Origin of the sequence: Caulobacter sp. ErkDOM-E (assembly GCF_048541895.1) — a bacterium.
GTDB lineage: Bacteria > Pseudomonadota > Alphaproteobacteria > Caulobacterales > Caulobacteraceae > Caulobacter.
The window spans coordinates 2,011,233-2,034,960 of the sequence record NZ_CP183331.1 but is presented as its reverse complement, the minus strand read 5'-3'; the positions used below and the strand labels follow the sequence as shown (position 1 = coordinate 2,034,960).

General features: G+C 65.4%; 28 protein-coding genes and 1 tRNA gene. 8 read left to right on the top strand and 21 right to left on the bottom strand.

Going from position 1 to position 23,728, the window contains the following annotated elements; genetic code table 11:
- Positions 1-68: 68 nt before the first annotated feature.
- Positions 69-1,472 carry an alkaline phosphatase PhoX gene (locus ACN2C7_RS09950; protein WP_419316775.1) on the top strand — a complete coding sequence of 468 codons (1,404 nt, stop codon included), beginning with the start codon at positions 69-71 and terminating at the stop codon, positions 1,470-1,472.
- Here ACN2C7_RS09950 and ACN2C7_RS09945 read toward each other — a convergent pair.
- A complete protein-coding gene (locus ACN2C7_RS09945) occupies positions 1,469-2,500 on the bottom strand; it encodes a COX15/CtaA family protein (protein WP_419321451.1) in 1,032 nt (343 codons plus the stop codon). The genes ACN2C7_RS09950 and ACN2C7_RS09945 overlap by 4 nt on opposite strands.
- Before the next feature lie 147 nt (positions 2,501-2,647).
- Here ACN2C7_RS09945 and ACN2C7_RS09940 point away from each other — a divergent pair, with 147 nt between their 5' ends.
- Both ACN2C7_RS09940 and ACN2C7_RS09935 read left to right on the top strand, forming a co-directional pair.
- Positions 2,648-2,902: a GlsB/YeaQ/YmgE family stress response membrane protein gene (locus ACN2C7_RS09940; protein WP_419316774.1), complete on the top strand. Its 255-nt coding sequence runs from the start codon at positions 2,648-2,650 to the stop codon at positions 2,900-2,902.
- Positions 2,899-3,144, top strand: coding sequence for a DUF2842 domain-containing protein (locus ACN2C7_RS09935; RefSeq protein ID WP_419316772.1), 246 nt, complete (start codon positions 2,899-2,901; stop codon positions 3,142-3,144). The genes ACN2C7_RS09940 and ACN2C7_RS09935 overlap by 4 nt, the downstream gene beginning before the upstream one ends.
- Positions 3,145-3,215: 71 nt before the next feature.
- On the opposite strand, the gene ACN2C7_RS09930 is transcribed toward ACN2C7_RS09935, so the two are convergent.
- The 7 genes from ACN2C7_RS09930 to ACN2C7_RS09900 all read right to left on the bottom strand — a co-directional run bounded on the left by ACN2C7_RS09930 (position 3,216) and on the right by ACN2C7_RS09900 (position 7,491).
- A tRNA-Pro gene (locus ACN2C7_RS09930) sits at positions 3,216-3,292 on the bottom strand.
- 72 nt (positions 3,293-3,364) lie between these two features.
- On the bottom strand, positions 3,365-3,799 hold the full coding sequence (locus ACN2C7_RS09925) for a MerR family transcriptional regulator (RefSeq protein WP_419316771.1): 435 nt from the start codon (positions 3,797-3,799) through the stop codon (positions 3,365-3,367).
- A gap of 11 nt (positions 3,800-3,810) precedes the next feature.
- On the bottom strand, positions 3,811-4,113 hold the full coding sequence (locus tag ACN2C7_RS09920; RefSeq protein WP_062146827.1) for an integration host factor subunit alpha: 303 nt from the start codon (positions 4,111-4,113) through the stop codon (positions 3,811-3,813).
- A gap of 198 nt (positions 4,114-4,311) precedes the next feature.
- On the bottom strand, positions 4,312-5,289 hold the full coding sequence (locus tag ACN2C7_RS09915) for a beta-ketoacyl-ACP synthase III (protein WP_419316770.1): 978 nt from the start codon (positions 5,287-5,289) through the stop codon (positions 4,312-4,314).
- The gene (plsX, locus tag ACN2C7_RS09910) at positions 5,286-6,371 is read right to left on the bottom strand and encodes a phosphate acyltransferase PlsX (RefSeq protein WP_419316769.1); all 1,086 of its coding nucleotides are present in this window, start codon (positions 6,369-6,371) and stop codon (positions 5,286-5,288) included. The genes ACN2C7_RS09915 and plsX overlap by 4 nt, the downstream gene beginning before the upstream one ends.
- 65 nt (positions 6,372-6,436) lie before the next feature.
- Positions 6,437-6,976, bottom strand: coding sequence for a YceD family protein (locus ACN2C7_RS09905; protein WP_419316768.1), 540 nt, complete (start codon positions 6,974-6,976; stop codon positions 6,437-6,439).
- Entirely contained in the window at positions 6,961-7,491 is a 531-nt protein-coding gene (locus tag ACN2C7_RS09900; protein ID WP_419316767.1) for a ubiquinol-cytochrome C chaperone family protein, read from the bottom strand. The genes ACN2C7_RS09905 and ACN2C7_RS09900 overlap by 16 nt, the downstream gene beginning before the upstream one ends.
- A 121-nt stretch (positions 7,492-7,612) precedes the next feature.
- On the opposite strand from ACN2C7_RS09900, the gene ACN2C7_RS09895 reads away from it, so the two are divergent.
- The 3 genes from ACN2C7_RS09895 (at position 7,613) to ACN2C7_RS09885 (ending at position 9,509) form a co-directional block, all read left to right on the top strand.
- The gene (locus tag ACN2C7_RS09895) at positions 7,613-8,101 is read left to right on the top strand and encodes an outer membrane protein assembly factor BamE (RefSeq protein ID WP_419316766.1); all 489 of its coding nucleotides are present in this window, start codon (positions 7,613-7,615) and stop codon (positions 8,099-8,101) included.
- 261 nt (positions 8,102-8,362) lie between these two features.
- Entirely contained in the window at positions 8,363-8,899 is a 537-nt protein-coding gene (locus ACN2C7_RS09890) for a response regulator (protein WP_419321373.1), read from the top strand.
- 244 nt (positions 8,900-9,143) lie between these two features.
- Complete coding sequence (locus ACN2C7_RS09885; protein WP_419321371.1) at positions 9,144-9,509, top strand: hypothetical protein; 366 nt, start codon at positions 9,144-9,146, stop codon at positions 9,507-9,509.
- A gap of 81 nt (positions 9,510-9,590) precedes the next feature.
- On the opposite strand, the gene ACN2C7_RS09880 is transcribed toward ACN2C7_RS09885, so the two are convergent.
- From ACN2C7_RS09880 to glyA, 7 genes are all read right to left on the bottom strand, one after another.
- On the bottom strand, positions 9,591-11,732 hold the full coding sequence (locus ACN2C7_RS09880) for a sodium-translocating pyrophosphatase (RefSeq protein ID WP_419321369.1): 2,142 nt from the start codon (positions 11,730-11,732) through the stop codon (positions 9,591-9,593).
- A gap of 241 nt (positions 11,733-11,973) precedes the next feature.
- Positions 11,974-12,486, bottom strand: coding sequence for a hypothetical protein (locus ACN2C7_RS09875; protein WP_419321367.1), 513 nt, complete (start codon positions 12,484-12,486; stop codon positions 11,974-11,976).
- A 34-nt stretch (positions 12,487-12,520) separates the two neighbouring features.
- Positions 12,521-13,582: a thiamine-phosphate kinase gene (thiL, locus tag ACN2C7_RS09870; RefSeq protein WP_419321365.1), complete on the bottom strand. Its 1,062-nt coding sequence runs from the start codon at positions 13,580-13,582 to the stop codon at positions 12,521-12,523.
- Complete coding sequence (nusB, locus tag ACN2C7_RS09865; RefSeq protein WP_419321363.1) at positions 13,542-13,991, bottom strand: transcription antitermination factor NusB; 450 nt, start codon at positions 13,989-13,991, stop codon at positions 13,542-13,544. The genes thiL and nusB overlap by 41 nt, the downstream gene beginning before the upstream one ends.
- Complete coding sequence (locus tag ACN2C7_RS09860; protein ID WP_419321361.1) at positions 13,988-14,452, bottom strand: 6,7-dimethyl-8-ribityllumazine synthase; 465 nt, start codon at positions 14,450-14,452, stop codon at positions 13,988-13,990. Before ACN2C7_RS09860 ends, nusB begins: the two co-directional genes overlap by 4 nt.
- A 69-nt stretch (positions 14,453-14,521) precedes the next feature.
- Positions 14,522-14,995 (bottom strand): transcriptional regulator NrdR, encoded by a 474-nt coding sequence (nrdR, locus tag ACN2C7_RS09855; protein ID WP_419255617.1) that lies wholly within the window; start codon positions 14,993-14,995, stop codon positions 14,522-14,524.
- Between the two features lie 31 nt (positions 14,996-15,026).
- Positions 15,027-16,319, bottom strand: a complete 1,293-nt coding sequence (glyA, locus tag ACN2C7_RS09850) for a serine hydroxymethyltransferase (protein ID WP_419321359.1) — start codon at positions 16,317-16,319, stop codon at positions 15,027-15,029.
- Between the two features lie 161 nt (positions 16,320-16,480).
- Here glyA and ACN2C7_RS09845 point away from each other — a divergent pair, with 161 nt between their 5' ends.
- A complete protein-coding gene (locus ACN2C7_RS09845; protein ID WP_419321357.1) occupies positions 16,481-16,921 on the top strand; it encodes a MucR family transcriptional regulator in 441 nt (146 codons plus the stop codon).
- A 16-nt stretch (positions 16,922-16,937) separates the two neighbouring features.
- Here ACN2C7_RS09845 and hemA read toward each other — a convergent pair whose 3' ends face one another.
- From hemA to ACN2C7_RS09815, 6 genes are all read right to left on the bottom strand, one after another.
- Positions 16,938-18,164: a 5-aminolevulinate synthase gene (gene hemA, locus ACN2C7_RS09840; protein ID WP_419321355.1), complete on the bottom strand. Its 1,227-nt coding sequence runs from the start codon at positions 18,162-18,164 to the stop codon at positions 16,938-16,940.
- 161 nt (positions 18,165-18,325) lie between these two features.
- Positions 18,326-19,222, bottom strand: a complete 897-nt coding sequence (mmsB, locus tag ACN2C7_RS09835) for a 3-hydroxyisobutyrate dehydrogenase (RefSeq protein ID WP_419321353.1) — start codon at positions 19,220-19,222, stop codon at positions 18,326-18,328.
- 74 nt (positions 19,223-19,296) lie between these two features.
- Positions 19,297-20,103: a class I SAM-dependent methyltransferase gene (locus ACN2C7_RS09830; RefSeq protein WP_419255621.1), complete on the bottom strand. Its 807-nt coding sequence runs from the start codon at positions 20,101-20,103 to the stop codon at positions 19,297-19,299.
- Positions 20,104-20,160: 57 nt separating this feature from the next.
- Positions 20,161-21,216: an enoyl-CoA hydratase/isomerase family protein gene (locus ACN2C7_RS09825; RefSeq protein WP_419321351.1), complete on the bottom strand. Its 1,056-nt coding sequence runs from the start codon at positions 21,214-21,216 to the stop codon at positions 20,161-20,163.
- Positions 21,210-21,812: a histidine phosphatase family protein gene (locus ACN2C7_RS09820; RefSeq protein ID WP_419321349.1), complete on the bottom strand. Its 603-nt coding sequence runs from the start codon at positions 21,810-21,812 to the stop codon at positions 21,210-21,212. Before ACN2C7_RS09820 ends, ACN2C7_RS09825 begins: the two co-directional genes overlap by 7 nt.
- Before the next feature lie 36 nt (positions 21,813-21,848).
- Positions 21,849-23,033, bottom strand: coding sequence for an isobutyryl-CoA dehydrogenase (locus tag ACN2C7_RS09815; RefSeq protein ID WP_419321347.1), 1,185 nt, complete (start codon positions 23,031-23,033; stop codon positions 21,849-21,851).
- Between the two features lie 214 nt (positions 23,034-23,247).
- Between ACN2C7_RS09815 and ACN2C7_RS09810 the strand changes: the two genes are divergently transcribed.
- Complete coding sequence (locus ACN2C7_RS09810; RefSeq protein WP_419321345.1) at positions 23,248-23,691, top strand: DUF2147 domain-containing protein; 444 nt, start codon at positions 23,248-23,250, stop codon at positions 23,689-23,691.
- Positions 23,692-23,728 lie beyond the last annotated feature (37 nt).

Sequence of the window (23,728 nt, the reverse complement as noted above, 5' to 3'; positions counted from 1 at the left end):
CATCGCAAGGCGTCATAGCAGCGTCATGCAAGACGGGCATAGGGCGGGCATAGCCCGGAGCCCCTGCCATGACCTTCTCGCGTCGCGCCTTTATCGCCTCGGCCGCCACCAGCCTGGCCTTCACCGGCTTCAGCGCTCGGGCCCAGGACGGTGAAACGCCCAGCTATGCCTATATCAATGAGGTCGAGGGCTATGGGCCGCTTTTGCCAGACCCCAAGGGCATGCTGGAACTGCCTTCGGGCTTCTCCTATCGCGTGATCAGCCAGGCCGGCGAAACCATGGCCGACGGGTTCCTTGTGCCGGGCGCCTTTGACGGCATGGGCTGTTTCGACGTTGGCGACGGCAAGGTCGCCCTGGTCCGCAACCACGAACTGGGTCCGCGCGCCTTCGACTACGGCGCCTTTGGCCTGGGCGGCCGTCTGGCCGACCGCCTGCCCAAGGATCGGGCCTACGACTTCGGCGACACGGGTTTGCCGCTGCCGGGCGGCACGACCACGATGATCTACGACCTCAAGAGCGGCCAGACCGTCAGTCAGCACCTCAGCCTGGCCGGCACCGCCGTCAATTGCGCCGGCGGCGTCACGCCCTGGGGGTCATGGCTGACCTGCGAGGAAACCACCCTCACCGCCGGCCTCGAGATCGGCAAGGATCATGGCTATGTCTTTGAAGTGCCGCACGCGGCCAAGGGTCTGGTCGATCCCAACCCGCTGAAGGCCATGGGCCGCTTCAAGCACGAGGCCGCCTGCATCGATCCGCGCACCGGCGTCGTCTACATGACCGAGGATCTGCCGGACGGCCTGTTCTATCGCTTCCTGCCCAATGACCGCCGCAACCTCGCCGCAGGCGGACGGTTGCAGGTGCTGGGCTTCGTCGGCGTGACGGAAGACGCTGACACCCGCAATCAGGAGGGCGAAGACAATATCAAACAGGGCGCATGGAAGGACGCGCGCTGGATCGATATCGACGGCGTCGACAACCCCTATGACGATCTTCGCCTGCGCGGTCACGCCAAGGGCGCGGCCTTCTTCGCGCGGGGCGAAGGCCTTTGGTGGGGTCAGGGCGAACTCTATTTCACCGCCACCTCGGGCGGTGCGGCCGGCGCGGGCCAGATCTTCCGCTATGTGCCCAGCCCCCAAGAAGGCCAGGCCGGCGAGGCCGATCAGCCTGGTCGCCTGCAACTGTTCGTCGAAAGCAAGAACGAGAGCGTGCTCGACTACGCCGACAACATCACGATCTCGCCGCTCGGCCACATCCTGGTCTGTGAAGACCGCTATTCGGAAGTGAAGCCCAATCACATCAAGGGCATAACCCCGGCCGGCAAGGTCTATACCCTGGCTCGCAACGCGTTCCGGGGTAATGCGGAGTTCGCCGGCGCCTGCTTCTCGCCCGACGGCCAGACCCTGTTCGTCAACGTGCAGTGGCCGGGCATCACCCTGGCCATCACCGGCCCCTGGGCCACCCTGAAGGCCTAGGGCCGCCGTACGCGCCAGGCAAAGGCGGTGGCGACGGCCAGCAACACCGCTGCGCCGGCCTGGTGCAGCACGCCCAGGGACAACGGCACGTGTGCCATAAGGGTCCAGACGCCCAGGCCGGCCTGCAGCGTGACGACGACGGCGACCGCGAGGCCCGCCGCCTTGGCCTGAGCCGGCAGGTGACGCGCACGGTGGGCCATGACACCCACCGCGATGCCCGCCGCGAACAGGGCGTAGGCGACCAGCCGGTGGTGAAGCTGCACTGCGCCCTGGCTGTGGGCCAGCGTGCCCCAGAAACCCTTGCCTACATACTGGTCGGGCAGAAACGCCCCGTTCATCAACGGCCAGTCGTTATAGACCAGACCCGCATCATTGCCGGCCACCAGCGCGCCCAGCAGGCTCTGAAAGAAGATAGCGCCCAGCAGGGCCAGGGCCCAGCCGCGCCAGGCGGAACGCCCCTCAACGCGCGGTGAGCCGGCCCAGGCGTCCAGCGCTGTCCAGTTCAGCATGACGAACAGCGCCAGGGCCAGGCCCAGATGCGTCATCAGCCGTTCCGGCGCGACCGAAACCCGTTCGGACAGGCCGCTCGACACCATCCACCAGCCGACCAGACCCTGAAGCCCGCCCAAGAGCAGCATCACCGCGCAGCGCCAGATCAGGCGGCGTGGGATCATCCTGCGGATCAGGAAGAAGGCGAACGGGATGGCGAAGGCCGCGCCGACCAGCCGGCCCAGGAACCGATGCCCCCACTCCCACCAAAAGATGGTCTTGTAGGCCTCCAGCGTCATGCCGGCATTGACCAGCTTGTACTGGGGAATTTCCTTGTAGAGCGCGAAATTGGCCTGCCAGGCGGCGTCCGACATCGGCGGCAGCGCGCCCAGGATCGGTTTCCACTGGGTGATCGACAGGCCCGAATCAGTAAGGCGCGTGGCCCCGCCGACCACGACCATGCAGAAGACGAGGGCCGCCACGACAAACAGCCAGATGGCGACGGGGCGGGAACGGTCGGAACGCAGGAATGACGTCATGGTACCGGACAAAGCGACTATTCTGGGCCGAAATGCGACCAGCCGTCCCCTACTCCCGTCGCGCTCAGCCGTCCATGACCGATGACGCTTAAGGAACTTTCGTGCGAGGATGGCGACGCGGACGACCGGTCTCGCGTGGAGGGTCTGATGAGCGGTGTTGGAGTATTCGCCACGGCGTTGATCGGCATCTTCGCTGGCTGGTTCGCCGACCTCGTGCTGGGACGGCGCCACTCGCTGTTCTTCAAGTTGCTGATCGGCGTGATCGGCGCCTTTATCGGCGTGTTCATCGCTCAGCGCCTAGCCCTGCCCTTCACCGGCTTCTGGGGTGGCCTGATCGTCGCCAGTGTCGGCGCCACGATGTTTCTGGCCGTACTTGGCCTTGTCTTCCGGAGATCCGCGTGAGTGCTCGCCCTCTTTCTCCCCGCCCCCTTATTCCAGCCAGGGTGCGGAAACTGATCGGCGGCCTGGGCATCATGGCCTTTCTGGTCGCCTACGTGGCCATCGCCGCCACTCTGTATGACTACCTGCCCGACAACCGCGCGGTGCACCTGGCGTATTTCGCTGTCGTGGGCCTGGTGTGGGGCCTGCCGCTGATGCCGCTGATGTCGTGGATGGGCAAGGCGGACAAGCCGGTCATTCGCTGAGCCCGCCGAAACCGAAAAAGGCCGCCCCGTAGGGCGGCCTTTCCGTTCTTCCGTTTATTCCCTTGCGGAAATGGTCGGAGCGACAGGATTTGAACCTGCGACCCCTTGACCCCCAGTCAAGTGCGCTACCAGGCTGCGCCACGCTCCGACGGAAGAGGCGCTCTTATAGGCGCCGGTCCGGGGCTCTGCAACCGGTATTCCGGGTGAATTTCAAGGGGCCTCAAGGACGCTTCAAAAGGCCGTCCAGATGCGCCTTGACGACCTCGAGATCGCCGAGCGCAAAGGCCAGCCGATCGCGGGCCTCATCGGCCAGCTCGAAGCCGTGCATGGGATCGTTGGGGCGAGCAGCGTCAGCGTCAGCGTCCAGCATGGCCGAACCGTTGGAGCCCAGGCCCGCAGCGATCACATGGGACAGGCCCTGATCACGATGCAGCTTCTGTACGCCCTTGATGGTCAGGCCTTCACCGTGCAGCAGCACGCGCACGCCGTTAAGGACGGCAATGTCCTGCGGACGATAGAATCGCCGTCCGCCCGCCCGCTTCATGGGCCGAATGAAAGAGAACTTGGTTTCCCAGAACCGCAAGACATGCTGCGGCACGCCCAGCTCTTCAGCGGCTTCGGAGATCGTGCGGAAGGCGTTGGGTCCCTTCGCCACCGCGTGTGTGCCTAGCCGCCGAGGGCGCGGTCGATGCGCGCCTTCATGACCTGCGAGGCGCGGAAACCGATCACCCGTCGGGGCTCGATCTCGGCCGGTTCGCCGGTCTTGGGGTTGCGACCCATGCGCGCCCGCTTGTCGCGAACCTGGAAGACGCCGAAACCCGATAGCTTGACGGTTTCGCCGCCCTCAAGCGCCTCGGCCACCAGGTCAAGCGTGCGCTCGACCAGACCGGCGCAATCCTGCCGGGTCAGACCGACCTCTTCATGGACAGCCTCGCAGAGGTCGGCCCGGGTCAATGTCGCGCCCTTCATGACGCCCCCTACGCGCTTTGGCGGGTCCCTGAAGGACTGCGCCAGATTGAAAACACTTGGTCCACTCAAACGAAGGTCGCCGACTTCACTCAGCGAACGCTGACGTTTAGCCACGCCTGCATGCCGTGATTATCGCATGAAGTCAAAGCCTCAAGGCCGAGACTTCACACTCGCCCGCAAGCGGGGCGCCGACGCTCGTCAGAGTCGCAGAAGACAGGCGCCCCAGGTCAGACCGCCGCCCATCGCTTCCAGCAACAGCAGTTGCCCCGGCTTGATGCGGCCGTCGGCGACGCCATGAGCGAAGGCCAGGGGGATTGAAGCCGCCGAGGTGTTGGCGTGAATAGCCACGGTCGAAATGACCTTGTCCTCGTCCAGTCCCACCCGGTGGGCCACGCCCTGCAGAATGCGTTGGTTGGCCTGATGCGGGATGAACCAATCGACATCGGCAATCTCGACGCCGGCCGAGCTGGCGGCCGCACGGATGGCCTCGGATATATTGATCACGGCGTGCTTGAAGACCTGGTTGCCCAGCATCCGCAGCTTGCCGACCGTGCCGGTGGTCGAAGGGCCGCCATCGACGAACAGCAGGTCCTGCTTGGTGCCGTCGGCGCGCAGGGCAAAGCTCAGCAGGCCTTGGTCGGCCGTGGTCCCCTGCCCTTCGCGCGGCTCCAGCACCACGGCGCCGGCGCCGTCGCCAAACAGCACGCAGGTGCCACGGTCGGACCAGTCCATAAGACGGGTCATGGTCTCCGCGCCGATGACCAGCGCGCATTTGGCGTGACCACGGGCCACGAAGCCGTCGGCGACGCTCAGCGCATAGACGAAGCCCGAGCAGACGGCCTGGATGTCGAAGGCGATGCCGACCGGCGCGCCCAGCTTGCGCTGCACGATGGTGGCTGTGGCTGGAAAGGTCAGGTCGGGCGTGGTGGTGGCGACGATGATCAGATCGACATCGGCAGCGGTCTTGCCGGCTGCCTCCAGCGCCGACTTGGCGGCCTCGAGCGCGAGGTCTGACACAGCCTGATCATCGGCTGCCTGGTGACGCTGGCGGATACCCGTGCGTTCGACGATCCACTCATCGTTGGTGTCGACGAACTTGGACAGGTCATGATTGGTGACGATCTTGGGCGGCAGATAGGCGCCGATCCCGGTGACCGCGCTACGGACAACGCTCACTCGCTTACTCCATCACGCTTGGCGTCGACGGGACAGGCCTCGCCCTCGACGCTGCCTGGCGCCGACGACGCGGTCAGGCGCTTCAGATTTCGGTCGATCTCGGCGGTGAAGTCGCTACGCGCCAGATCGGTGGCCACGCGGATCGCCGAGAAGAAGCCGTTGGCGTCGGCCCCGCCGTGGCTCTTGACCACGATGCCGTTCAGGCCCAGCAGCGGCCCGCCATTGACCCGGCCCGGATCCAGTCGCGCGCGCATCTTCTTCAGTGCGCCCGAGGCGATCACCGCGCCCAGCATGGCCAGAGGACCCGAGGTCAGGGTCGACTTGATCTCACCGGAGAAGAAACGCGCCAGCCCCTCGGCGGTCTTCAGAGCCACATTGCCGGTAAAGCCGTCGGTGACGACCACATCGACCGTACCGTAGGCGATATCGGTGCCCTCGACGAAGCCATGGTAGTCAAAGTCCAGCTTGGTTTCGCGCAGGATGGCGTGCGCCTCGCGCACCTCGTCATGGCCCTTCTGATCCTCGGACCCGACATTGAGCAGACCCACCGTGGGTCGCTTGGAGCCGTGCACCGCATGATGGAAGGCCGCGCCCATGATCGCGAACTCGACCAGTTGGGCGGCGTCGCTCTCGACATTGGCCCCGACGTCCAGAACTGCGGTAATGCCTTTCATGGTCGGCCAGCTGGCGACGATGGCCGGGCGCTCCAGTCCGGCGCCCATGCGCAGGATCAGCTTGGAGATCGCCATCAGGGCGCCGGTGTTGCCGGCCGAGACGCAGGCCTGGGCCTCGCCGGCGCGCAGCGACTCGACGGCGTTCCACAGGCTCGAGCCCTTGCCCCGGCGCATGGCCTGGGCGGGTTTTTCGTCCATGGCGATGAACTTGTCGGTGTGACGGACCTCGCTGACGGCCCTGGCGGCCGGCGACCTGGCCAGTTCGGCGTTCAGCCTGGCTTCGTCGCCATGCAGCAGGAATCGCACGCCGGGCAGCGCCTGAGCCGCCTTGGCGACCCCCGGAACCACGACGGACGGACCGTGATCGCCGCCCATGGCGTCGATCGAAATGACTATGGTGTTGGACACGTTGGCGCTTTTAGCTCCTGGGACGCCCGCATGAGTATCACGCAAGCGGGGCGAGTCGGATCCGTTTAGTCCGAATCGCCCTGGGGTTTGAGCGCCTTGAGCGCGGCGAAGGGCGAGATTTCCGCCGTCGGGAGCGGATTCTCGAACACCGCGCCCGGCTTGCGGGGGAAGGGATCCAGCTCAAGCGCCAGATGCTCCAGCACATAGCCGGAGACGTCGATCACATCGCCTTCCAGCACATCCGGTGGGTCATCGGCCTCGGGGTCCAACCCGAGCTCGCCGCCTTCTTCGGCCGGTGCATGCTCGCTGTCAGCGGGGATGACGTGGACCGTGAACCGCGCCTCGATGGCTTCCTCAAAGTCGTCGGCCGTCACACTGCACACCTGGATCACCCTGGCGCTCAGGCGCCCGGAAACCTCGGCGCCATCCATCCAGGAGGTCAGATAGACCTCGGACGAGAACGCCTCCAGGCGGACCAGGCCCAGTTGCTTGGCGATAGCCTTGCGCTGATCGGCGTCGGGCTCAAAGCGCAGGCTGATGTCGCCGCGATCGACGCGGGCCAGCGGAACCTCGCAGGGCCAGGGTGTATTTACGGGTTCGGCCATTGCGCCTCTCCTTGCAGCAGAGCGTCCAGCGACTGGGCAGCCAAGCCTTGGCGCGCGGCGACCACGTAGGTCGTCAGCGCTTCGGCGTCGCCCTCGCCGCGCTCTTCCAGAACCGTGCGGCCAATCATCTCGCCCAGAGCGGTGCGATCCGGCAGCGAGGCGGCGGCTTCGTCGAACGCCTTCAAGCGACCATAGAAGGCGCCGGCCAGCTTCTTCATTTTCTTGCCGACGGCGTTGTCCGAGACGCCGATCTCACGGAAAGCATCGTCCAGACCGCGCACATAGGCGTCGAACACGGCCTGGGAGGTTTCAGCGGCCAGGTCACCCTGCGCCTTCAAACGTTCGAGCAAAAGCACGACGTGCAGCGTGAACAGTTCGAACCGGCCTTCCAGCGAGTCGCGAACGCCCATCGTCGCGTACAGGGGCGCTGAGCGCGCCTGCGCGACGGCCGATGCATACAGCTTGGCCCCGGCGGCCTTGGCGGGCCTGGGTTTCAGCAGTCGATCCAGAATCATTCAACGCCTCTATTTCGCCGCGACCCGGAACTAGATGAGCTACCGGTCCACGCGGGCCATTGAACTAAGCCCCTGCGGGCGATAGGTCAAAGTCCAGCATTTTTCCGGTTCCGGAGCCTACATGTTTCGTCCCGCCGTTTTTGTCGCCGCCGCCCTCGGCCTGTCCGCCGTTATGGCCGGCTGCACACCGCTGACGAGCTATTCCGGCTTCCAGGCCATCGAGGCCCGCCCCGCCGACATGAAGGTCGGCGAGGACAGCAAGTCCACCTTGATGGAGAAGCTGGGCTCACCCTCGACCATTTCAACCTTCGACCCGAACACCTGGTACTACGTATCCCAGACGACGGACCGGGTGGCCTTTTACATGCCGCGCGTGATCAAGCGCGACGTCATCGCCATCAAGTTCAACCCGGCCGACGAAAAGGTCGCGTCGGTGAACACCTTCACGCTGAAGGACGGCAAGGTCATCGCCTATAACGGCCGAGAGACCCCGACCCGCGGTCGCGAAATGACCATTCTTGAGCAGTTGCTCGGAAACGTCGGTCGTGGCGGCATGCTGCCCCAGGACGATCAGAATGTTCCCGGCAGCCGCCCCGGCGACCGCCGCTAAGCTTCACAGCACCGCCGAGATTCAGAAGGCCGCGCCCTTGCAGAGCGCGGCCTTTTTCGCGCGTCGCGACAGTCCAAAAAATCAATCCACCCTAACGACAGGTCTCTATGAGGGGATTTGAAGTCAAAACTCGGTCATGACGGTTTCAGAAACTCGAATTTCGCCAAGAAACACTTCATAAACCAGAGCAGGCGCACCGTCATCGTTGGGGACATCAGGGTCCTACGGCATTCACATTGCTGGGTGATTGGAGATGGTTGAGTGAACGGGATGGACCTCAGTTCGTTGTCCGTACTCGTTGTCGACGACAACTCAAACATGCGCAAAATCATGGGCGCAATCCTGAAGTCCTTTGGCATCCGCGCTATTCACGAAGCCGAGGATGGCCTTCAGGCGCTGCGCATTCTGACCGCCCGGGACGTCGATATCATTTTCACGGACTTGATGATGCAGCCGGTCGATGGCCTAGCCTTCATCAGGTGGATCCGGACATCCCCCGCCAGCCCGTCCCCCTATATCCCAATCGTGATGATCACAGGCCACGCCACCAAGCGCAGCCTTGACGAGGCGCGCATGGCCGGGGTCACCGAGTTCCTCGCCAAGCCGTTGAATGCGCGCGGGGTGATGCACCGCCTCAACGAGGTGATCAACAACCCCCGCCCCTTCGTTCGCGTGGGCGCCTATTTCGGCCCCTGCCGCCGTCGACGGATCGACCACGAGTTCGCTGGCCAGGAACGGCGCGCTGCGGCTCGCGAGGCCGGCGAAGAGGCTGACTTCGATCCCGAGGACGTCTACTAGGGCGCCGCTCGGCGAAGTGCGTTCCGGTCCATTGCCGAAACAGAGCTCCACGAAAAGGCCTCGAGCAAACACGCTGATTCCGTCATGGCGACCTTTGCCCTGCTGCGATCAGCGTGATGCGGATGGATCGCGGCGGATGAACTCCACATAACGAGCGGCTCGGGGAACGTTCAGGCGGAGGGTGGCTTTATGGCTGCATCAGATCGCACTCCCCGGCGATCGCCCGTTTCGAAAGGTTCTCGCCATGAAACGCCTCCTGCTTTCCCTCTCAGCCCTGGCCATCGTTTCTGCGGCTCCCCTGGCCGCCCAGGCCGCGCCTTGGCAGTCGGTCAACCAGCGCCAGGCCAATCTGGATCGCCGCATCGACCAAGGCGTCCGCAGCGGCGAGATCACCCGCTCGGAAGCCCAGCGTCTGCGCGGAGAGTTCCGAAGCCTGGGTCGCCTGGAGGTCCAGTACCGGCGCAGCGGCGGCGGCCTGTCGATGCAGGAACGCCGCGACCTCGACATGCGCTTCGACCGTCTGAGCCAGCGCATCTATGTGCAGAAGCACGACCGCCAGGATCGTGACCTTCACGGCCGTGATGGTCACCATGACGGCCGCCGCGGCTAAGCCCGCCCGGCCGACGACAAACAGAAAACGCCCCGGAGATCACTCTCCGGGGCGTCGTCTTGTCTAAGGTATGCCTTTGGATCAGGCGCCGTGGGCCAGGACCGCCAGCAGCAGCAGGGCCACGATGTTGGTGATCTTGATCATCGGGTTCACGGCAGGACCCGAGGTGTCCTTGTAGGGGTCGCCGACGGTGTCGCCGGTGACGGCGGCCTTGTGAGCCTCCGAACCCTTGGTGTGCAGGACGCCGTCCTTGTCAGTGAAGCCTTCCTCGATCACCTTCTTGGCGTTGTCCCAGGCGCCGCCGCCGCTGGTCATCGAGATGGCGACGAAAAGACCGGTGACGATCACGCCCATCAGCATGGCGCCCAGCGAAGCGAAAGCGTCGACCTTGCCGGCGATGGCCTGGATCACAAAGAACAGCACCACCGGCGAAACCACCGGCAGCAGGCTGGGCACGATCATTTCGCGGATCGCGGCCTTGGTCAGGATGTCGACCGCCTTGCCGTATTCGGGCTTGACCTCATAGGTCATGATGCCGGGATTTTCGCGGAACTGGCGACGCACCTCGGCCACGACGGCCTCGGCGGCCCGGCCCACGGCCGTCATCGACATGCCGCCGAACAGGAAGGGCAGAAGCCCCCCAAACAGCAGGCCGACCACGACATAGGGGTTGGACAGATCGAAGGTCACCGGACCCATGCCCTCGAAGAAGCTGCCCGGCGCAGCGTTGGCCGAGAAGAACTTCAGGTCTTCGGTATAGGCGGCAAACAGAACCAGGGCGCCCAGACCCGCCGAACCGATGGCGTAGCCCTTGGTGACGGCCTTGGTGGTGTTGCCCACGGCGTCAAGCGCGTCGGTGGTGACACGGACTTCCTTGGGCAGGCCGGCCATTTCGGCGATGCCGCCGGCGTTGTCGGTGACCGGACCAAAGGCGTCCAGGGCGACGATGAAGCCCGCGAGCGACAGCATGGTGGTCGTGGCGATGGCGATGCCGAACAGGCCCGCCAGATTATAGGTCACGATAATGCCGACGATGATGGTCAGGGCCGGCAGGGCAGTGGATTCCAGCGACATGGCCAGACCCTGGATCACATTGGTGCCGTGACCCGAGACCGAGGCCTGAGCCACCGACTTCACCGGGCGGAAATTGGTGCCGGTATAGTATTCGGTGATCATCACGATCAGGGCGGTGACGCCCAGACCGGCTAGGCCGCAATAGAACAGGGCGTTGGCGTCAAAGGTCTGCTCGCCGACGGTGACAGCCGCAGGCACCAGCTGGTGGATCACGTACCAGACGGCCGGGATCGACAGCAGGCCCGTAACGATCAGCCCCTTGTAGAGGGCGCCCATGATGTTCTGGCTCTTGCCCAGCCGGACGAAGAACACACCGATGATCGAGGTGACAATGCACACCGCGCAAATGGCCAGCGGCAGCAGCATCATGGCGGTCACGGCTTCCGTGCCCCGGAAGAAGATCGCCGCCAGGACCATGGTGGCGACCGTGGTCACGGCATAGGTTTCGAACAGGTCGGCGGCCATGCCGGCGCAGTCGCCGACATTGTCGCCGACGTTGTCGGCGATGGTAGCGGCGTTGCGGGGGTCATCTTCCGGGATGCCAGCCTCAACCTTGCCCACCAGATCGCCGCCCACGTCGGCGCCCTTGGTGAAGATGCCGCCGCCCAGACGGGCGAAGATCGAGATCAGGCTGGCGCCAAAGCCCAGCGAGACCAGAGAATCAACCACGACCCGGTCAGTGCCGACGTAGCCGCCGGGCCCGGTCAGCAGCGCGAAGTAGCCCGCCACGCCGATCAGGGCGAAACCGGCCACCAGCATGCCGGTGACGGCGCCAGAGGTGAAGGCCATCGACAGGCCCTTGGCCAGGCTCTCGGACGCGGCCTGGGCGGTGCGCACATTGGCGCGGACCGAGATCAGCATACCGGCGAAGCCGGCGGCGCCCGACAGGATAGCGCCCAGGGCGAAGCCCACGGGCTGCTCCCAGGATTTAAAGAAGAAGGCCAGCAGGGCGATGACCACCACGCCGACCATGGCGATGGTGGTGTACTGGCGTTTCAGATAGGCCTGAGCGCCTTCCTGGATCGCTGCGGCGATCTCCTGCATCTTTGTATTGCCGGCCGAGGCCCGCATCAAGCTGGCCGTCTGAACAGCGCCATACAGCACCGCCAGCAGCCCGGCCGCTATGGCCAGTATAAGCCAAGAACTCATCCGTAAAGTGTCCCTTCGCGCTTCCAATCACGAGGGGTACGCCGATCCGGTTTGGACGCCCTGATCATGATCAAGGGGTCGTTCGGATAGACGGGTGGGCCTTATGGCCTCGTGCCCCCTCGATGCTCCCTGAATTGACGCGCACAGCACGCCAAGGCCTGGACAGTGCCAAATGGCACAAGGGTGCGCAACCCGTGGCCGTGCACGCCACGCGGTAGACGAAACGATTGTTCGAAGCGGGTTAGTGGTGGGCGGCGGCCGGGGCGGAATGCCCGCCCGACGCAGGAGCCGCAGCGCGCTTGGGGCCGGAAGGATGCGGGATCTGCTTGCGGGCGATCTGCTTGGTGATCTCGACCGAAGCCACCTTGCCCTTGCCGACCAGGGTCGCGACTTCGCGCATCACCACGGCCTTGAGCTTGCCGGCGTCGACCTCGATGTAGGTGTCGGAAGCAGTGAATGGCGTGCGGTGAGCGGCCTTGACGACGGCGTCGCGCAGCAGCGGCTCCTGCCCTTCCATCGCGGTGACGGGGACGGTCGGGGCCATCTTCAGGGTCATGTTGACGAAGATGTAGTTCAGCAGCTTGCCGTCGACGATGATCGGAACGGCGATGGGCTGAAGCTTGATCGTCGGGTCCGGCGCGGCGGCCTCGCCCTCCTTCTTCTTCGGCGGTCCACTGGCCAGGGCGGGACCCGCCACGGCCAGCAAGGCTGTGGCGATCAGGAGGCGGCGCGTGAGGGCGGAACGAGCGATCATGCGCTCTTCATACCCGCCAAGGCTTGAGGTTTTACTACCCGTGAAGCCAGCCGAGGCGCTCGGGGGTGATATCCTTGCCCTTGAAAAGGGCGCAGATCCCCTCGCCTTCCACGAACTCGCCGATGTCGCGCACGGGAACGCCCGCAGCCATGGCGGCGGCCTGGAAGGCCGCCACATCGGTAGGATCGACGGCGCAGACGATTTCATAGTCATCGCCACCCGACGCCAGCGACATCCGCGCTTCGCCGGCTTCCGGCTGGGCGCTGAGCCAGTTGCGGGCGCCTGGGGACAGAGGCAAGCGGTCCAGATCGACCATGACCCGCAGGCCGCTGGCCTTGGCCACGTGGGCGGCGTCGGCCAGCAGGCCATCGGAAACGTCGGCGGCGGCCCGGGCATAGGCTCGCAGAGCGTCGCGAATGCTCAGGCGCGGCGGCGGCAGACGATAGCTGCTGACCAGGCTGCCGTCAGTATCCTCGACCTCGCCCCAGTGGGCCAGCAGGCCAAGCCAGCCGTCGCCAATCGTGCCGCTGACCATCAGGCGGTCGCCGACCCGCGCGCCGCGGCGAAGCACCGCGTCGCCGGCGGGAACCCAGCCCAGGAAGGTGGCCGAAACCACCAGAGCGCCGGAGGTGGTGACCGTGTCGCCGCCCAGCAGGTTGATATCGTAAAGTTCGCCGTCCTCGGCCAGGCCGCGGGCGAAGGTCTCGCGGTCCTGGATGGTCGTACCCGACGGCCAACCGATCGCCAGGAAATAGCCGTAGGGTTCAGCCGCCTTGGCCGCCAGGTCCGACAGGTTGGTGCGCAGCAGCCGCTTGGCCACCAGATCCAGGTCCTCGCCGGCCAGGAAATGCACGCCAGCGACCATGGCGTCCTTGGTGATCACCAGATCGTGGTCGATGCGCGATGGCAGGACAGCCGCATCGTCCATCAGGTCCAGCGCGACTGGATCGCCGCGTGTCAGCGGACGGAGAAGACGGGCAATATGGTCGAACTCGTTGGCCGGCTCAGCCGCCGGTTCCGACGGGCCGTCATCCGAGAACCAGTCGTCGTCCGCGTCAGGTTCGTGCATCGCGGGCGATCGCGTCGAGGGCGCCATTGATGAATCCGGCCTCCGGTCCTTCGAAGAACGATTTGGCGATCTCGACATACTCGTCGATCACGACCTCGGTGGGAACATCGCGGCGATGGATCAGCTCGAAAGCGCCGGCCCGCAGCACCGCGCGCGCGGTGGCGTCCAGGCGGTCGAGACGCCAGCCCGAGGCCAAACGCTTGACGATGGCCTGATCGACCTCGCCCTGCTTGGCCACAACACCCTTGGCCAGTTCGGCGAAGAAGGTCTCGTCGGCGGCGGCCATCTGCTGGCCGTCCACATCACGATCGAAACGGTGCTCGGAAAACTCCCGAACCACGGCGTCGACGCCGACGCCGGAGACTTCCATCTGATACAGCGCCTGAACGGCGGCCAGACGGGCCACCGAACGCGGTTGGATCCTGTTCTTGCTCATCGTGTCTGCCCCAGCAGCTGGCGCTTGAGGGCGACGGTCTCAAGGCAGGCCTTGGCGGCCGCGCCGCCGAGATCGCCTTCGCTGACCCTGGCGCGCGTCCAGGCCTGGTCTTCCTCATCGACGGTCAACACGCCGAAGCCGATGGCCAGACGCTTGCCGATACAGAGATCCTGCAGACCCCGCGCCGTTTCGTTGGCCACGATCTCGAAATGATAGGTCTCGCCGCGAATCACGCAGCCAAGAGCGACAAAGCCGTCATAGCGCACGCCCACAGGACGATTGCCGGCTTCCTCCGCCAGCGCCACGGCGCCGGGAATCTGCAGGGCGCTCGAGACGGTGATCACGTCATAGTCCGCGCCATAGGCCTCGATCGCCTGCGCGGCTCCGCGCAGCAGTTCGTCGGAGATGCCCGAATAGCTGCGGCCCTCCACGATCAGCAGGCGGATCTTCTCTTCAATCATCTAACTCGAACTCCTGGGCAGCGCCGGCGCGTCGCCAACAGACTCAGCCGCAATCGTTACAGAATGCGCCTATACTTCTTCGTCCGCGACGTCGCTCAGGCCTTCTTCGCCCAGAAACTTTGCGAAATCGCTAGTTTCCTTGAAATCGCGATAGACCGACGCGTATCGGACATAGGCCACGTCATCGAGGGCCTTCAGCGCCTTCATGACCATTTCGCCTACCGTCGAGGACGGAAGCTCGGTCTCGCCCATGCTTTCCAGCTGCCGGACAATGCCGTTGATCATCCGATCCACGCGTTCGGCTTCGACGGGACGCTTTTGCGTCGCCAGGGCAATCGACCGAACCAGCTTCTCGCGATCGAACGGCGAGCGCCGCCCGGAACGCTTGAGAATCGTCAGCTCGCGCAGTTGCACCCGCTCAAAGGTGGTGAACCGTCCGCCGCATTCGGGACAGGCGCGACGACGACGGATGGCCGCGCCGTCTTCCGACGGGCGGCTGTCCTTGACCTGGCTTTCGGCGTGGCCACAGAAAGGGCAGCGCATGATCTGGCCCTCCCCGGCTCAATCCAGCCTATTAGTTGTAGATCGGGAAGCGCGCCGTCAAGGCCAGCACTTCCTCGCGCACCTTGGCCTCGACTGCGCCGTTGCCCTCAGAGCCATTGGCCGACAGGCCGTTGACGACCTCGCCGATCAGCTCACCGACCCTGGTGAACTCGGCTTCGCCAAAGCCCCGGGTGGTGCCGGCGGGGGTGCCCAGCCGGATGCCCGAGGTGATGGTGAAGGGCGCGGTGTCGAACGGCACGCCGTTCTTGTTGCAGGTCATGTTGGCGCGCTCGAGGCTGTGCTCGGCGTCGCGACCGGTCACGCCCTTGGGCCGCAGGTCCACCAGCATCAGGTGGCTGTCGGTGCCGCCTGAGACGATGTTCACGCCAGATTTGCCCAGGGCCTCGGCCAGGGCCCGTGCATTGGCGATCACCTGTTTGGCGTAGGCCTTGAACTCCGGACGCAGCGCTTCACCGAAGGCCACTGCCTTGGCGGCGATGACATGCTCCAGCGGACCGCCTTGCAGGCCTGGGAAAACCGCCGAATTGACCTTCTTGATGATCGCTTCGTCATTGGTCAGCACCAGACCGCCCCGCGGACCGCGCAGGGTCTTGTGGGTGGTGGTCGTCACGATATGGGCGTGCGGGATCGGGCTGGGATAGACGCCGCCAGCGACGAGGCCCGCAAAGTGGGCCATGTCGACCATCAGATAGGCGCCGACACTGTCAGCGATCTGGCGGAAGCGGGCGAAGTCGATCTCGCGGCTATAGGCGCTGCCGCCGGCGATGATCAGTTTGGGCTTCTCGCGCAGCGCCACCTCGGCGACGCTGTCATAATCGATCAGTTGGTCCTGCTGGCGAACCGAATAGGTCACCGGCTTGAACCACTTGCCCGACTGGTTGGCGGGGCTGCCGTGCGTCAAATGGCCGCCGGCGGCCAGGTCCATGCCCAGGAAGCAGTCGCCCGGCTGCAGCAGGGCCATGAACACCGCCTGATTGGCCTGCGAGCCCGAATGCGGCTGGACGTTGGCGAAGCCCGCGCCGAACAGCTGCTTGGCGCGCTCGATGGCGATCAGCTCGATCTCGTCAACGAACTCGCAGCCGCCGTAGTAGCGCTTGCCCGGATAGCCTTCGGCATACTTGTTGGTCAGGATCGAGCCCTGCGCCTCCAGGACGGCCCTGGACACGATGTTCTCCGAGGCGATCAGCTCGATCTGGTTTTGCTGACGACCCAGCTCCAGACCGATCCGATCAAAGATGTCGCGGTCCGCCGTGGCGAGGTCCGCGCCGAAGAAGGCGGTCAGGGTGGAAGCGGGTGCGGTCATGGGCGGTCTCCAGACGCTGCGGGGAGTCAGTGGCGCCTTCTTTAACCGCCTTCGCGCCGCGATCAATCTCGGAACCTCGGAGAATGTTGCACGTTCGTCGCATGCCGGGGCGATGAGCGCGCCTCAGCCCGAAGACTGTAGCAATCGAGAGGCGATCACCGATGACGGCGCAAAGCGGGGCTGCAGGCTTCAACGACGGACAATCGCTCGACCTTCTGGCGCTCAGCGCCGATATCGTGGCCGCCTATGTGGGGCAGAACACCGTCGCTCAGTCGACCATTCCCGAGCTGATCCGCACCGTCTACGGAGCGCTCTCGACCCTGAACGGCGACCAGCCGCAGCGGGCGGTCGAGAAGGCCAAGCCCGCCGTTCCCGTCTCTCGCTCTGTCCAGCACGACTATATTGTCTGTCTGGAGGACGGAAAACGCCTGAAAATGCTCAAGCGTTATCTTGGCTCTCACTACAATATGAGCCCCGAGGAATACCGCCGCAAATGGGGTCTTCCCGCCAACTATCCCATGGTGGCGCCCGCCTATGCGGCGAGGCGTTCGGCCTTCGCCAAGCAGATAGGCCTGGGCAAGGGCGTGCGGCGGGGGCTGTAGCCCCCGCCGGACCCGATCAGGCGGCGTAGCCGCCCATGCGGGCCACATTGCAGTGCGCCCATAGCTGTTCCATCGCCCCGACCAGCTTGCGCATCATGTCGTCGGTGTGGAACGGCGTCGGCGTGAAGCGCAGGCGCTCGGTGCCACGCGGCACCGTCGGATAGTTGATCGGCTGCACATAGACGCCGTGCTCGGCCAGCAGCATGTCGCTGATCAGCTTGGTGTGATTGGGGTCGCCCACCATCACCGGCACGATATGGCTGTCGTTTTCCATCACTGGCAGACCGGCGGCCTTGAACATCGCCTTCAGGGCCTGGGCGCGCTCCTGGTGCATTTCACGCACCTCGGGATGCTGCTTGAGCCACTTGACGCTGGCCAGGGCCCCGGCCGTCAGGGCCGGCGGGAGCGAGGTGGTGAAGATGAAGCCCGAGGCCATCAGCCGGATGGCGTCGACCACTTCGGTATCACCGGTGATGTAACCACCCATGACGCCAAAGGCCTTGCCCAGGGTGCCTTCGATGATGTCGATCTGGTCCATGACGCCGTCACGCTCGGCGACGCCGCCGCCGCGCTGGCCATACATGCCGACCGCGTGGACCTCGTCGAGGTAGGTCATCGCGCCGTACTTCTTGGCCAGGGCCGCCGTCGCGCCGACATCGGCGATATCGCCATCCATCGAATAGACGCTCTCGAACGCCACCAGCTTGGGTGCGTCGACCGGCGCGGCCGCCAGCAGCTCTTCAAGGTGGGCCAGATCGTTGTGGCGGAAGATGTGACGCTTGCCGCCGCCATTGCGGATGCCGGCGATCATCGAGGCGTGGTTCTGTTCATCGGAGAAGATGATCAGGCCCGGCAGGATCTTGTAGAGGACGCTCAGGCTGGCTTCGTTCGAGACATAGCCCGAGGTGAACAGCAGCGCTGCGTCCTTGCCGTGCAGGTCGGCAAGCTCCGCCTCCAGCTCGACATGGTGATGGTTGGTGCCGGAAATGTTGCGGGTGCCGCCCGAGCCCGAGCCATGCTGGTCGATCGCGGCGTGCATGGCGTCCAGCACCACCGGGTTCTGACCCTGGCCCAGATAGTCGTTGCTGCACCAGACCACGACGTCGCTCTCGCCACCGTCAGGACCGGTCCAGGTCGCGCGGGGGAACGCCCCGCGGTGTCGCTTCAGGTCCGCAAACACCCGATAGCGGCCTTCTTCACGGATCTGGCCGATCGCGGCGCGGAACGCGGTTTTATAGTCCATGGTCTTCTTACTCGACCGCCAGACGGACAAGACCGCCGGACCGCCGGTCCCTTCTCGATACCCCGCGTTTCGCACGCACGGGCCGCCGCTGTCCACATAGGGACGATTACTTACGCTTAGGAAATAGGCTTTTTGTCACATTGATCCAAGTCAAGCTGGCCTCAGTCAAGTTCGGCGAGGCGGCCGCGCAGCATCTGGATCACAGCCGAGAAATCCTTGCCGCCAAAACCGTTGGCGTCGAACAGGGCGTAGAGCGCCTCCGCCTGGGCGCCCATGGGCGTCGAAGCGCCGGCCTTGGCGGCAGCTTCCTGGGCCAGCTTGAGATCTTTCAGCATCATCGCCGTGGCGAAACCGCCTTCGTACTGGCGGTCGGCGGGCGTGGCGGGACCCACACCGGGGACGGGGCAATAGGTCGAGACCGACCAGCACTGGCCCGACGACTTGCTGGCGATCTCGAAGAATCGGTCAGCGGCCAGGCCCAGCTTCTCGGCCAGGGCGAAAGCCTCGCAGGTTCCGAGCATCGACACGCCCAGCAGCATGTTGTTGCAGATCTTGGCCGCCTGCCCCGCCCCGCGGTCGCCGGCGTGGATGGTGACGCGCGACATCGGCGCCAGCGCCGCCTCGACTGCGGCGAAATCGGCGGCGTCGCAGCCGACCATGAAGGCCAGGGTCCCGGCCTCGGCGGCCATGACCCCGCCCGACACGGGCGCGTCGGCAAAGCGGAAGCCGGCGGCGGAGGCCTGGGCAGCCACGGCCCGAGCGCTCTCGACGTCGATCGTCGAGCAGTCGAGCAACAGGGCGGACTTGGGCGCATGGGCCAGGATCTGCTCGCCATAGACGCTGCGCACATGAGATCCGGCCGGCAGCATGGTGATCACCACCTCAGCATCGGCGACGGCTTCGGCGACGGAACCCGCCGCATGGCAGCCCGCCGCTACGGCCCGTTCGATCGCCTGCGGCGACAGGTCGAACGCCCTGACCTGATGCTGGGCCCGGGCCTGGTTGGCGGCCATGCCGCCGCCCATATTGCCCAGACCGATGAAGGCGATGCGGCTCATACTGGTGCTCCCAAATGCGAACCGCGCCTCATGGGCGCGGTTCTTATCGTTGAAACTCGGATATTGGCCCGCCTCTATCGCGCGCTGGCAGGCTTGCGGAACTTGTAGACGAACTGGTCGGTCTTGCCACGGATCGACGGGTCGAAGACGCTGGCGGTGCGCTTATCGGCCGGGTCGCGCAGCACCCTGCTCTCGCCCTCGAAGACGAAGCCCGCAGCCGTCACTTCAGATCTCACCGCCGCCGAATCGATACGGTGCAGGGTTTCGGTGTCGCGCAGGCCCGAGCCCGCCTCGGCCGAATGGTCGATGACCAGATAGACGCCGCCCGGCTTCAGCGAGCGGAAGACGGCGCGGTTCACGGCGCCCAGATCGGCCGGCCCCATGAACTTGTTGTGCATGTCGTGATAGTTCTGGGCGGTGAACACCAGATCCAGCTTCTCGGGGCCCGAGAAGTTCGGCAGCGTGTTCAGCAGCACCGTCACATTCTTGTAGGCCGGGTCGCGGGCGATGGCGTTCACCGCCGGCTCGCGCTTGGCCAGCTTGGTCAGTTCGTCGGGCACATAGGCGTAGACCTTGCCCTTGGGACCCACGGCCTTGGCGAAGATACGGGTGAAATAGCCGCCGCCCGGGATCAGGTCGGCGACCTTGGCGCCGGTCTTGACGCCGGCGAAGGTCAGGACCTCGCCCGGCAGGCGGTCAGCGTCGCGGACCATGTCGGCAGCCGGGCGGGCGGGATCGGAAATGGCGGCCGCGATATTGGCGGGAATAGCCACGGCGACAGGGCCCGAGGGCGGCGGAGGCGGAGGCGGCGGTCCCATGGGCGTCGTGGCGCACGCGGCGAGACCGAGCACGGCGACGAGACTGAGAAGCGGCTTACGCATGGCATTCCTTCCGACCGGTAGTGTTCTTGTTGCGCTCAGGTTAGCGCACGACGTCCCTTACGTCAGCGGCGTCCATTCGTCTTCCGGCGCGAGGGGCGCGAAAATCTCGTCGAGCATCGCTTCGGTCACACCTTCCAGCGTGGCTGGCGACCATTGGGGCGCATTGTCCTTGTCGATGATCACCGCCCGGACGCCCTCGATAAAATCGTGCCTCTGAACGACCCGGGCGCCGATGCGATACTCCATCGCCATGTGCTCGGCGAAGTCCTCGGCCGCCTCACCCAGCTCCAGTTGCCGGAAGGCCACCTTCAGGGTCTGGGGCGACTTGGTCTTCAGGGCGGCCAGCTGGGCCTTGCCCCAGTCGCTGGAGTCTATTTCCAGGAACTCGAAGATCTCTTCGACGCTGCCGCCGACGAACAGGCGGTTGAGGTCCTGCTCGATGCTGGCCAGCGGGGCCTTGCCGGCGTCGGCCCGGAACATCTTCAGGATCTCGTCCACGCGGCGGTGATCGGCGATGATCGCCTTCTTCAGGCCCTCGATCGCGCCGAACTCGACGAAGTGGGTGGCGATGCCCAGGCGCAGGCAGTCCGCGCCCTTGATCCGCGCGCCGGTCAGGGCCAGCCATAGCCCCGCCTTGCCCGGCAGACGCGGCAGGTACCAACCGCCGCCGACGTCGGGGAACAGGCCGATGCCGGTCTCGGGCATGGCAAAGGTCGTGCGCTCGGTGGCGATCCGGTAGTGGGCCGGCATCGAGATGCCGACGCCGCCGCCCATCACCACCCCGTCCATGATCGCCACGACCGGACGGTCATAGGTGAAGAGCAGGTGATTGAGCCGGTATTCGGTATGGAAGAACTGGCGCGCCGCGACGCCGTCGCCTGCCCCGCTTTCCGCCAGCATCCGGATGTCCCCGCCGGCGCAGAAGCCGCGCTCGCCAGTATGGTCAATCATGACCATGTCGATCTCGGGATCAGCCTGCCATTCCAGCAGGGTCTCGATCATGGTCTCGCACATGCCCAGCGTCAGGGCGTGCAGAGCCTTGGGCCTGTTGAGCGTGATCCGACCGACGTTTTTATGAACGCGGACAATGATTTCGGCCGTATCGTTCAGCATGCGGGTTCCTCGATAGGTTCGCAGTCCAGGCGGTCGATCTGGCCGGCGCTGAGACGGTAGAGAGCGTCCTGCGGCACGTCCTGGGCCAGGGTCTCTTCGCGCGACAGACTGGCATAGGCCCCACGCAGCAGGCGACCGGCGACCCCGTGGCTGACCACGATCAACCGGCGCTCGGGCTCGGGGGCTTGATCGGCGAGCCAGTCGGCGATGCGCGCCATCATTCCCTCATATGTCTCACCGCCTGGAGCATGGAACCCCCAGGCGTCATCTCCGGCCAGATGCGAGTTTTCGCCCCGAACCTCGTCGCGCAAACGGCCCGACCATTCGCCGACATCGATCTCCAGCAGACGCTCGTCGAACGCAAGCGGCAAGCCCAGACGCCGACCGATGGCCTCGGCCGTCATCCGCGCGCGACGCAGGGGGCTGGCGACCAAAGTCCAGGTCGCAGCAGGCTCGCGCGCGACCAGATCGAACAGCAGATCAGCCATCGCCGCCGCCTGCAATCGCCCCAGCGCGGTGAGATCGGATTCCGTGCGCCCTTGCAGGCGCCCTTCACGGTTCCACTCGGTCTGGCCGTGGCGGCAGAGATAGATCACGTTGGAATCCCGGTTCGGCGAAGGGCTGGCGTGGCTCTACTGCCGAAAGATCTCGCGCGCTATGATCACGCGCATGATCTCGTTGGTGCCTTCCAGGATCTGGTGCACCCGCAGGTCGCGGACGATGCGCTCAAGCGGATAGTCCTGCAGATAGCCGTAGCCGCCGTGCAGCTGCAACGCGTCATTGGCCACCTGGAAGCCGGCGTCGGTGGCGAAGCGCTTGGCCATGGCGCACAGCTTGGTGGCCTGCGGGTCCTTGTTGTCGAGCGCATGAGCGGCGCGGCGCACCATCAGGCGGGCGGCTTCCAGCTCGGTGGCCATGTCGGCCAGCTTGAACTGCAGGGCCTGGAAATCCTTCAGCGGCTTGCCGAACTGGTGGCGAGTTTCGAGATAGGCCTTGGCCGTATCCAGCGCCAACTGAGCCCCGCCTAGTGAGCAGGAGGCGATGTTCAGGCGTCCGCCGTCCAGACCCATCATGGCGAAGCGGAAGCCCTCGCCTTCCTGGCCGATGCGGTTGGCGACCGGCACCCGGCAATCATCGAAATTGACCTGGGCGGTCGGCTGGCTGTTCCAGCCCATCTTGCGCTCATTGGCCCCGAAGGTGAGGCCCGGCGTCCCCTTCTCGACCACGAAGGCCGAAACGCCCTTGGCGCCGTCGCCGCCGGTGCGGGCCATGACCACATAGACGTCCGACACGCCGCCGCCCGAGATGAAGGCCTTGCCGCCGTTCAGGACGTAGTGGTCGCCCTCGAGCCTGGCGCTGGTGCGCATGTTGGCCGCGTCGGAACCCGAGCCCGGCTCGGTCAGGCAATAGCTGGCGATCAGCTCCATGGTCGTCAGGCGCGGCAGATAGCGCTGGCGCAGATCCTCGGATCCGAACCGGTCGATCATCCACGAGGCCATGTTGTGGATGGTCAGATAGGCGGCAGTGGACACGTCGCCGTAGGACAGGGCTTCAAAAATGATCGAGGCGTCCAGGCGGCTCAAGCCCGTGCCGCCGACGTCGTCCTGCACATAGATGCCCGCGAAACCCAGTTCGGCGGCCTGGCGCAGTACATCGACCGGGAAGTGTCTCTTCTCGTCCCATTCCGCCGAATGCGGGGCAAGCTGTCCCTCGGCAAAGGCGCGCGCGGCGTCCTGGATGGCGATCTGGTCGTCGCTGAGTGCGAAATCCATGCGCGATATCCTCCCATGCGAGGCAGAACCGCCCTCGACTTTCATTGCCGCTGGACCTGCCGCGCGGCGACCGCGATGTCAACGGCGACGCGACGACAGCGGCTGGACCGGGGCCTTCCGCCGGCCAGCGAGCCGGCGGAAGGCATTGTAACCTGAAATCCACTGTTACACCTTGTGTAGCGCCTTAAACGCCACACCCCCTTGATAACCTGACGCTTTGACCTCAGATCACGCCCTCTGGAGGCGTCACCTTTTCGTCATGCGTAAGCTCAAGCTTTTCTTTGTCGCGCTCGCCGCGCTCGTCGGTCTTGCGTCAGCCCCGGCCCATGCGGCCGGCGAGGGCTATGGCATATGGCGCAACCCCAAGGACAATGTCCGGGTCGAGATCAAGAGCTGCGGGACCAGCACCTGCGGCGTGGTCGTCTATGCCAGCCCCAAGGCCCAGGCCGACGCCCGCAAGAGCGGCTACGACACCCTGATCGGCCAGCAGCTGCTGCGCGACTTCGAACCCGTCGGCAACGGCTCGATGCGCGGCAAGGTCTTCGTGCCGACCCTGAGGGTCACCCTGTCGGGCACGGCCGAGTTCATTGACGCCCGCACCCTGCGCGCCAAGGGCTGCGTGCTGGGGAAAATGATCTGCAAGTCGCAGATCTGGACCCGAGTCGACACCGTCACCGCCGACGCCAGCCGGGTCTCCAGCTGATCCTTTCGGCCGCCTGACCGCCACAGTCCGCCCAACC

What these genes read in the sequence shown, in the direction of transcription:
- ACN2C7_RS09950 (WP_419316775.1), top strand. Translation starts at nt 69, where the DNA reads ATGACCTTCTCGCGTCGCGCCTTTATCGCCTCGGCCGCCACCAGCCTG.
- ACN2C7_RS09945 (WP_419321451.1), bottom strand. Translation starts at nt 2,500, where the DNA reads ATGACGTCATTCCTGCGTTCCGACCGTTCCCGCCCCGTCGCCATCTGG.
- ACN2C7_RS09940 (WP_419316774.1), top strand. Translation starts at nt 2,648, where the DNA reads ATGAGCGGTGTTGGAGTATTCGCCACGGCGTTGATCGGCATCTTCGCT.
- ACN2C7_RS09920 (WP_062146827.1), bottom strand. Translation starts at nt 4,113, where the DNA reads ATGAAGGGCGCGACATTGACCCGGGCCGACCTCTGCGAGGCTGTCCAT.
- ACN2C7_RS09905 (WP_419316768.1), bottom strand. Translation starts at nt 6,976, where the DNA reads ATGGCCGAACCCGTAAATACACCCTGGCCCTGCGAGGTTCCGCTGGCC.
- ACN2C7_RS09900 (WP_419316767.1), bottom strand. Translation starts at nt 7,491, where the DNA reads ATGATTCTGGATCGACTGCTGAAACCCAGGCCCGCCAAGGCCGCCGGG.
- ACN2C7_RS09895 (WP_419316766.1), top strand. Translation starts at nt 7,613, where the DNA reads ATGTTTCGTCCCGCCGTTTTTGTCGCCGCCGCCCTCGGCCTGTCCGCC.
- ACN2C7_RS09885 (WP_419321371.1), top strand. Translation starts at nt 9,144, where the DNA reads ATGAAACGCCTCCTGCTTTCCCTCTCAGCCCTGGCCATCGTTTCTGCG.
- ACN2C7_RS09880 (WP_419321369.1), bottom strand. Translation starts at nt 11,732, where the DNA reads ATGAGTTCTTGGCTTATACTGGCCATAGCGGCCGGGCTGCTGGCGGTG.
- ACN2C7_RS09875 (WP_419321367.1), bottom strand. Translation starts at nt 12,486, where the DNA reads ATGATCGCTCGTTCCGCCCTCACGCGCCGCCTCCTGATCGCCACAGCC.
- thiL (WP_419321365.1), bottom strand. Translation starts at nt 13,582, where the DNA reads ATGGCGCCCTCGACGCGATCGCCCGCGATGCACGAACCTGACGCGGAC.
- nusB (WP_419321363.1), bottom strand. Translation starts at nt 13,991, where the DNA reads ATGAGCAAGAACAGGATCCAACCGCGTTCGGTGGCCCGTCTGGCCGCC.
- ACN2C7_RS09860 (WP_419321361.1), bottom strand. Translation starts at nt 14,452, where the DNA reads ATGATTGAAGAGAAGATCCGCCTGCTGATCGTGGAGGGCCGCAGCTAT.
- nrdR (WP_419255617.1), bottom strand. Translation starts at nt 14,995, where the DNA reads ATGCGCTGCCCTTTCTGTGGCCACGCCGAAAGCCAGGTCAAGGACAGC.
- glyA (WP_419321359.1), bottom strand. Translation starts at nt 16,319, where the DNA reads ATGACCGCACCCGCTTCCACCCTGACCGCCTTCTTCGGCGCGGACCTC.
- ACN2C7_RS09845 (WP_419321357.1), top strand. Translation starts at nt 16,481, where the DNA reads ATGACGGCGCAAAGCGGGGCTGCAGGCTTCAACGACGGACAATCGCTC.
- hemA (WP_419321355.1), bottom strand. Translation starts at nt 18,164, where the DNA reads ATGGACTATAAAACCGCGTTCCGCGCCGCGATCGGCCAGATCCGTGAA.
- mmsB (WP_419321353.1), bottom strand. Translation starts at nt 19,222, where the DNA reads ATGAGCCGCATCGCCTTCATCGGTCTGGGCAATATGGGCGGCGGCATG.
- ACN2C7_RS09830 (WP_419255621.1), bottom strand. Translation starts at nt 20,103, where the DNA reads ATGCGTAAGCCGCTTCTCAGTCTCGTCGCCGTGCTCGGTCTCGCCGCG.
- ACN2C7_RS09825 (WP_419321351.1), bottom strand. Translation starts at nt 21,216, where the DNA reads ATGCTGAACGATACGGCCGAAATCATTGTCCGCGTTCATAAAAACGTC.
- ACN2C7_RS09815 (WP_419321347.1), bottom strand. Translation starts at nt 23,033, where the DNA reads ATGAAAGTCGAGGGCGGTTCTGCCTCGCATGGGAGGATATCGCGCATG.
- ACN2C7_RS09810 (WP_419321345.1), top strand. Translation starts at nt 23,248, where the DNA reads ATGCGTAAGCTCAAGCTTTTCTTTGTCGCGCTCGCCGCGCTCGTCGGT.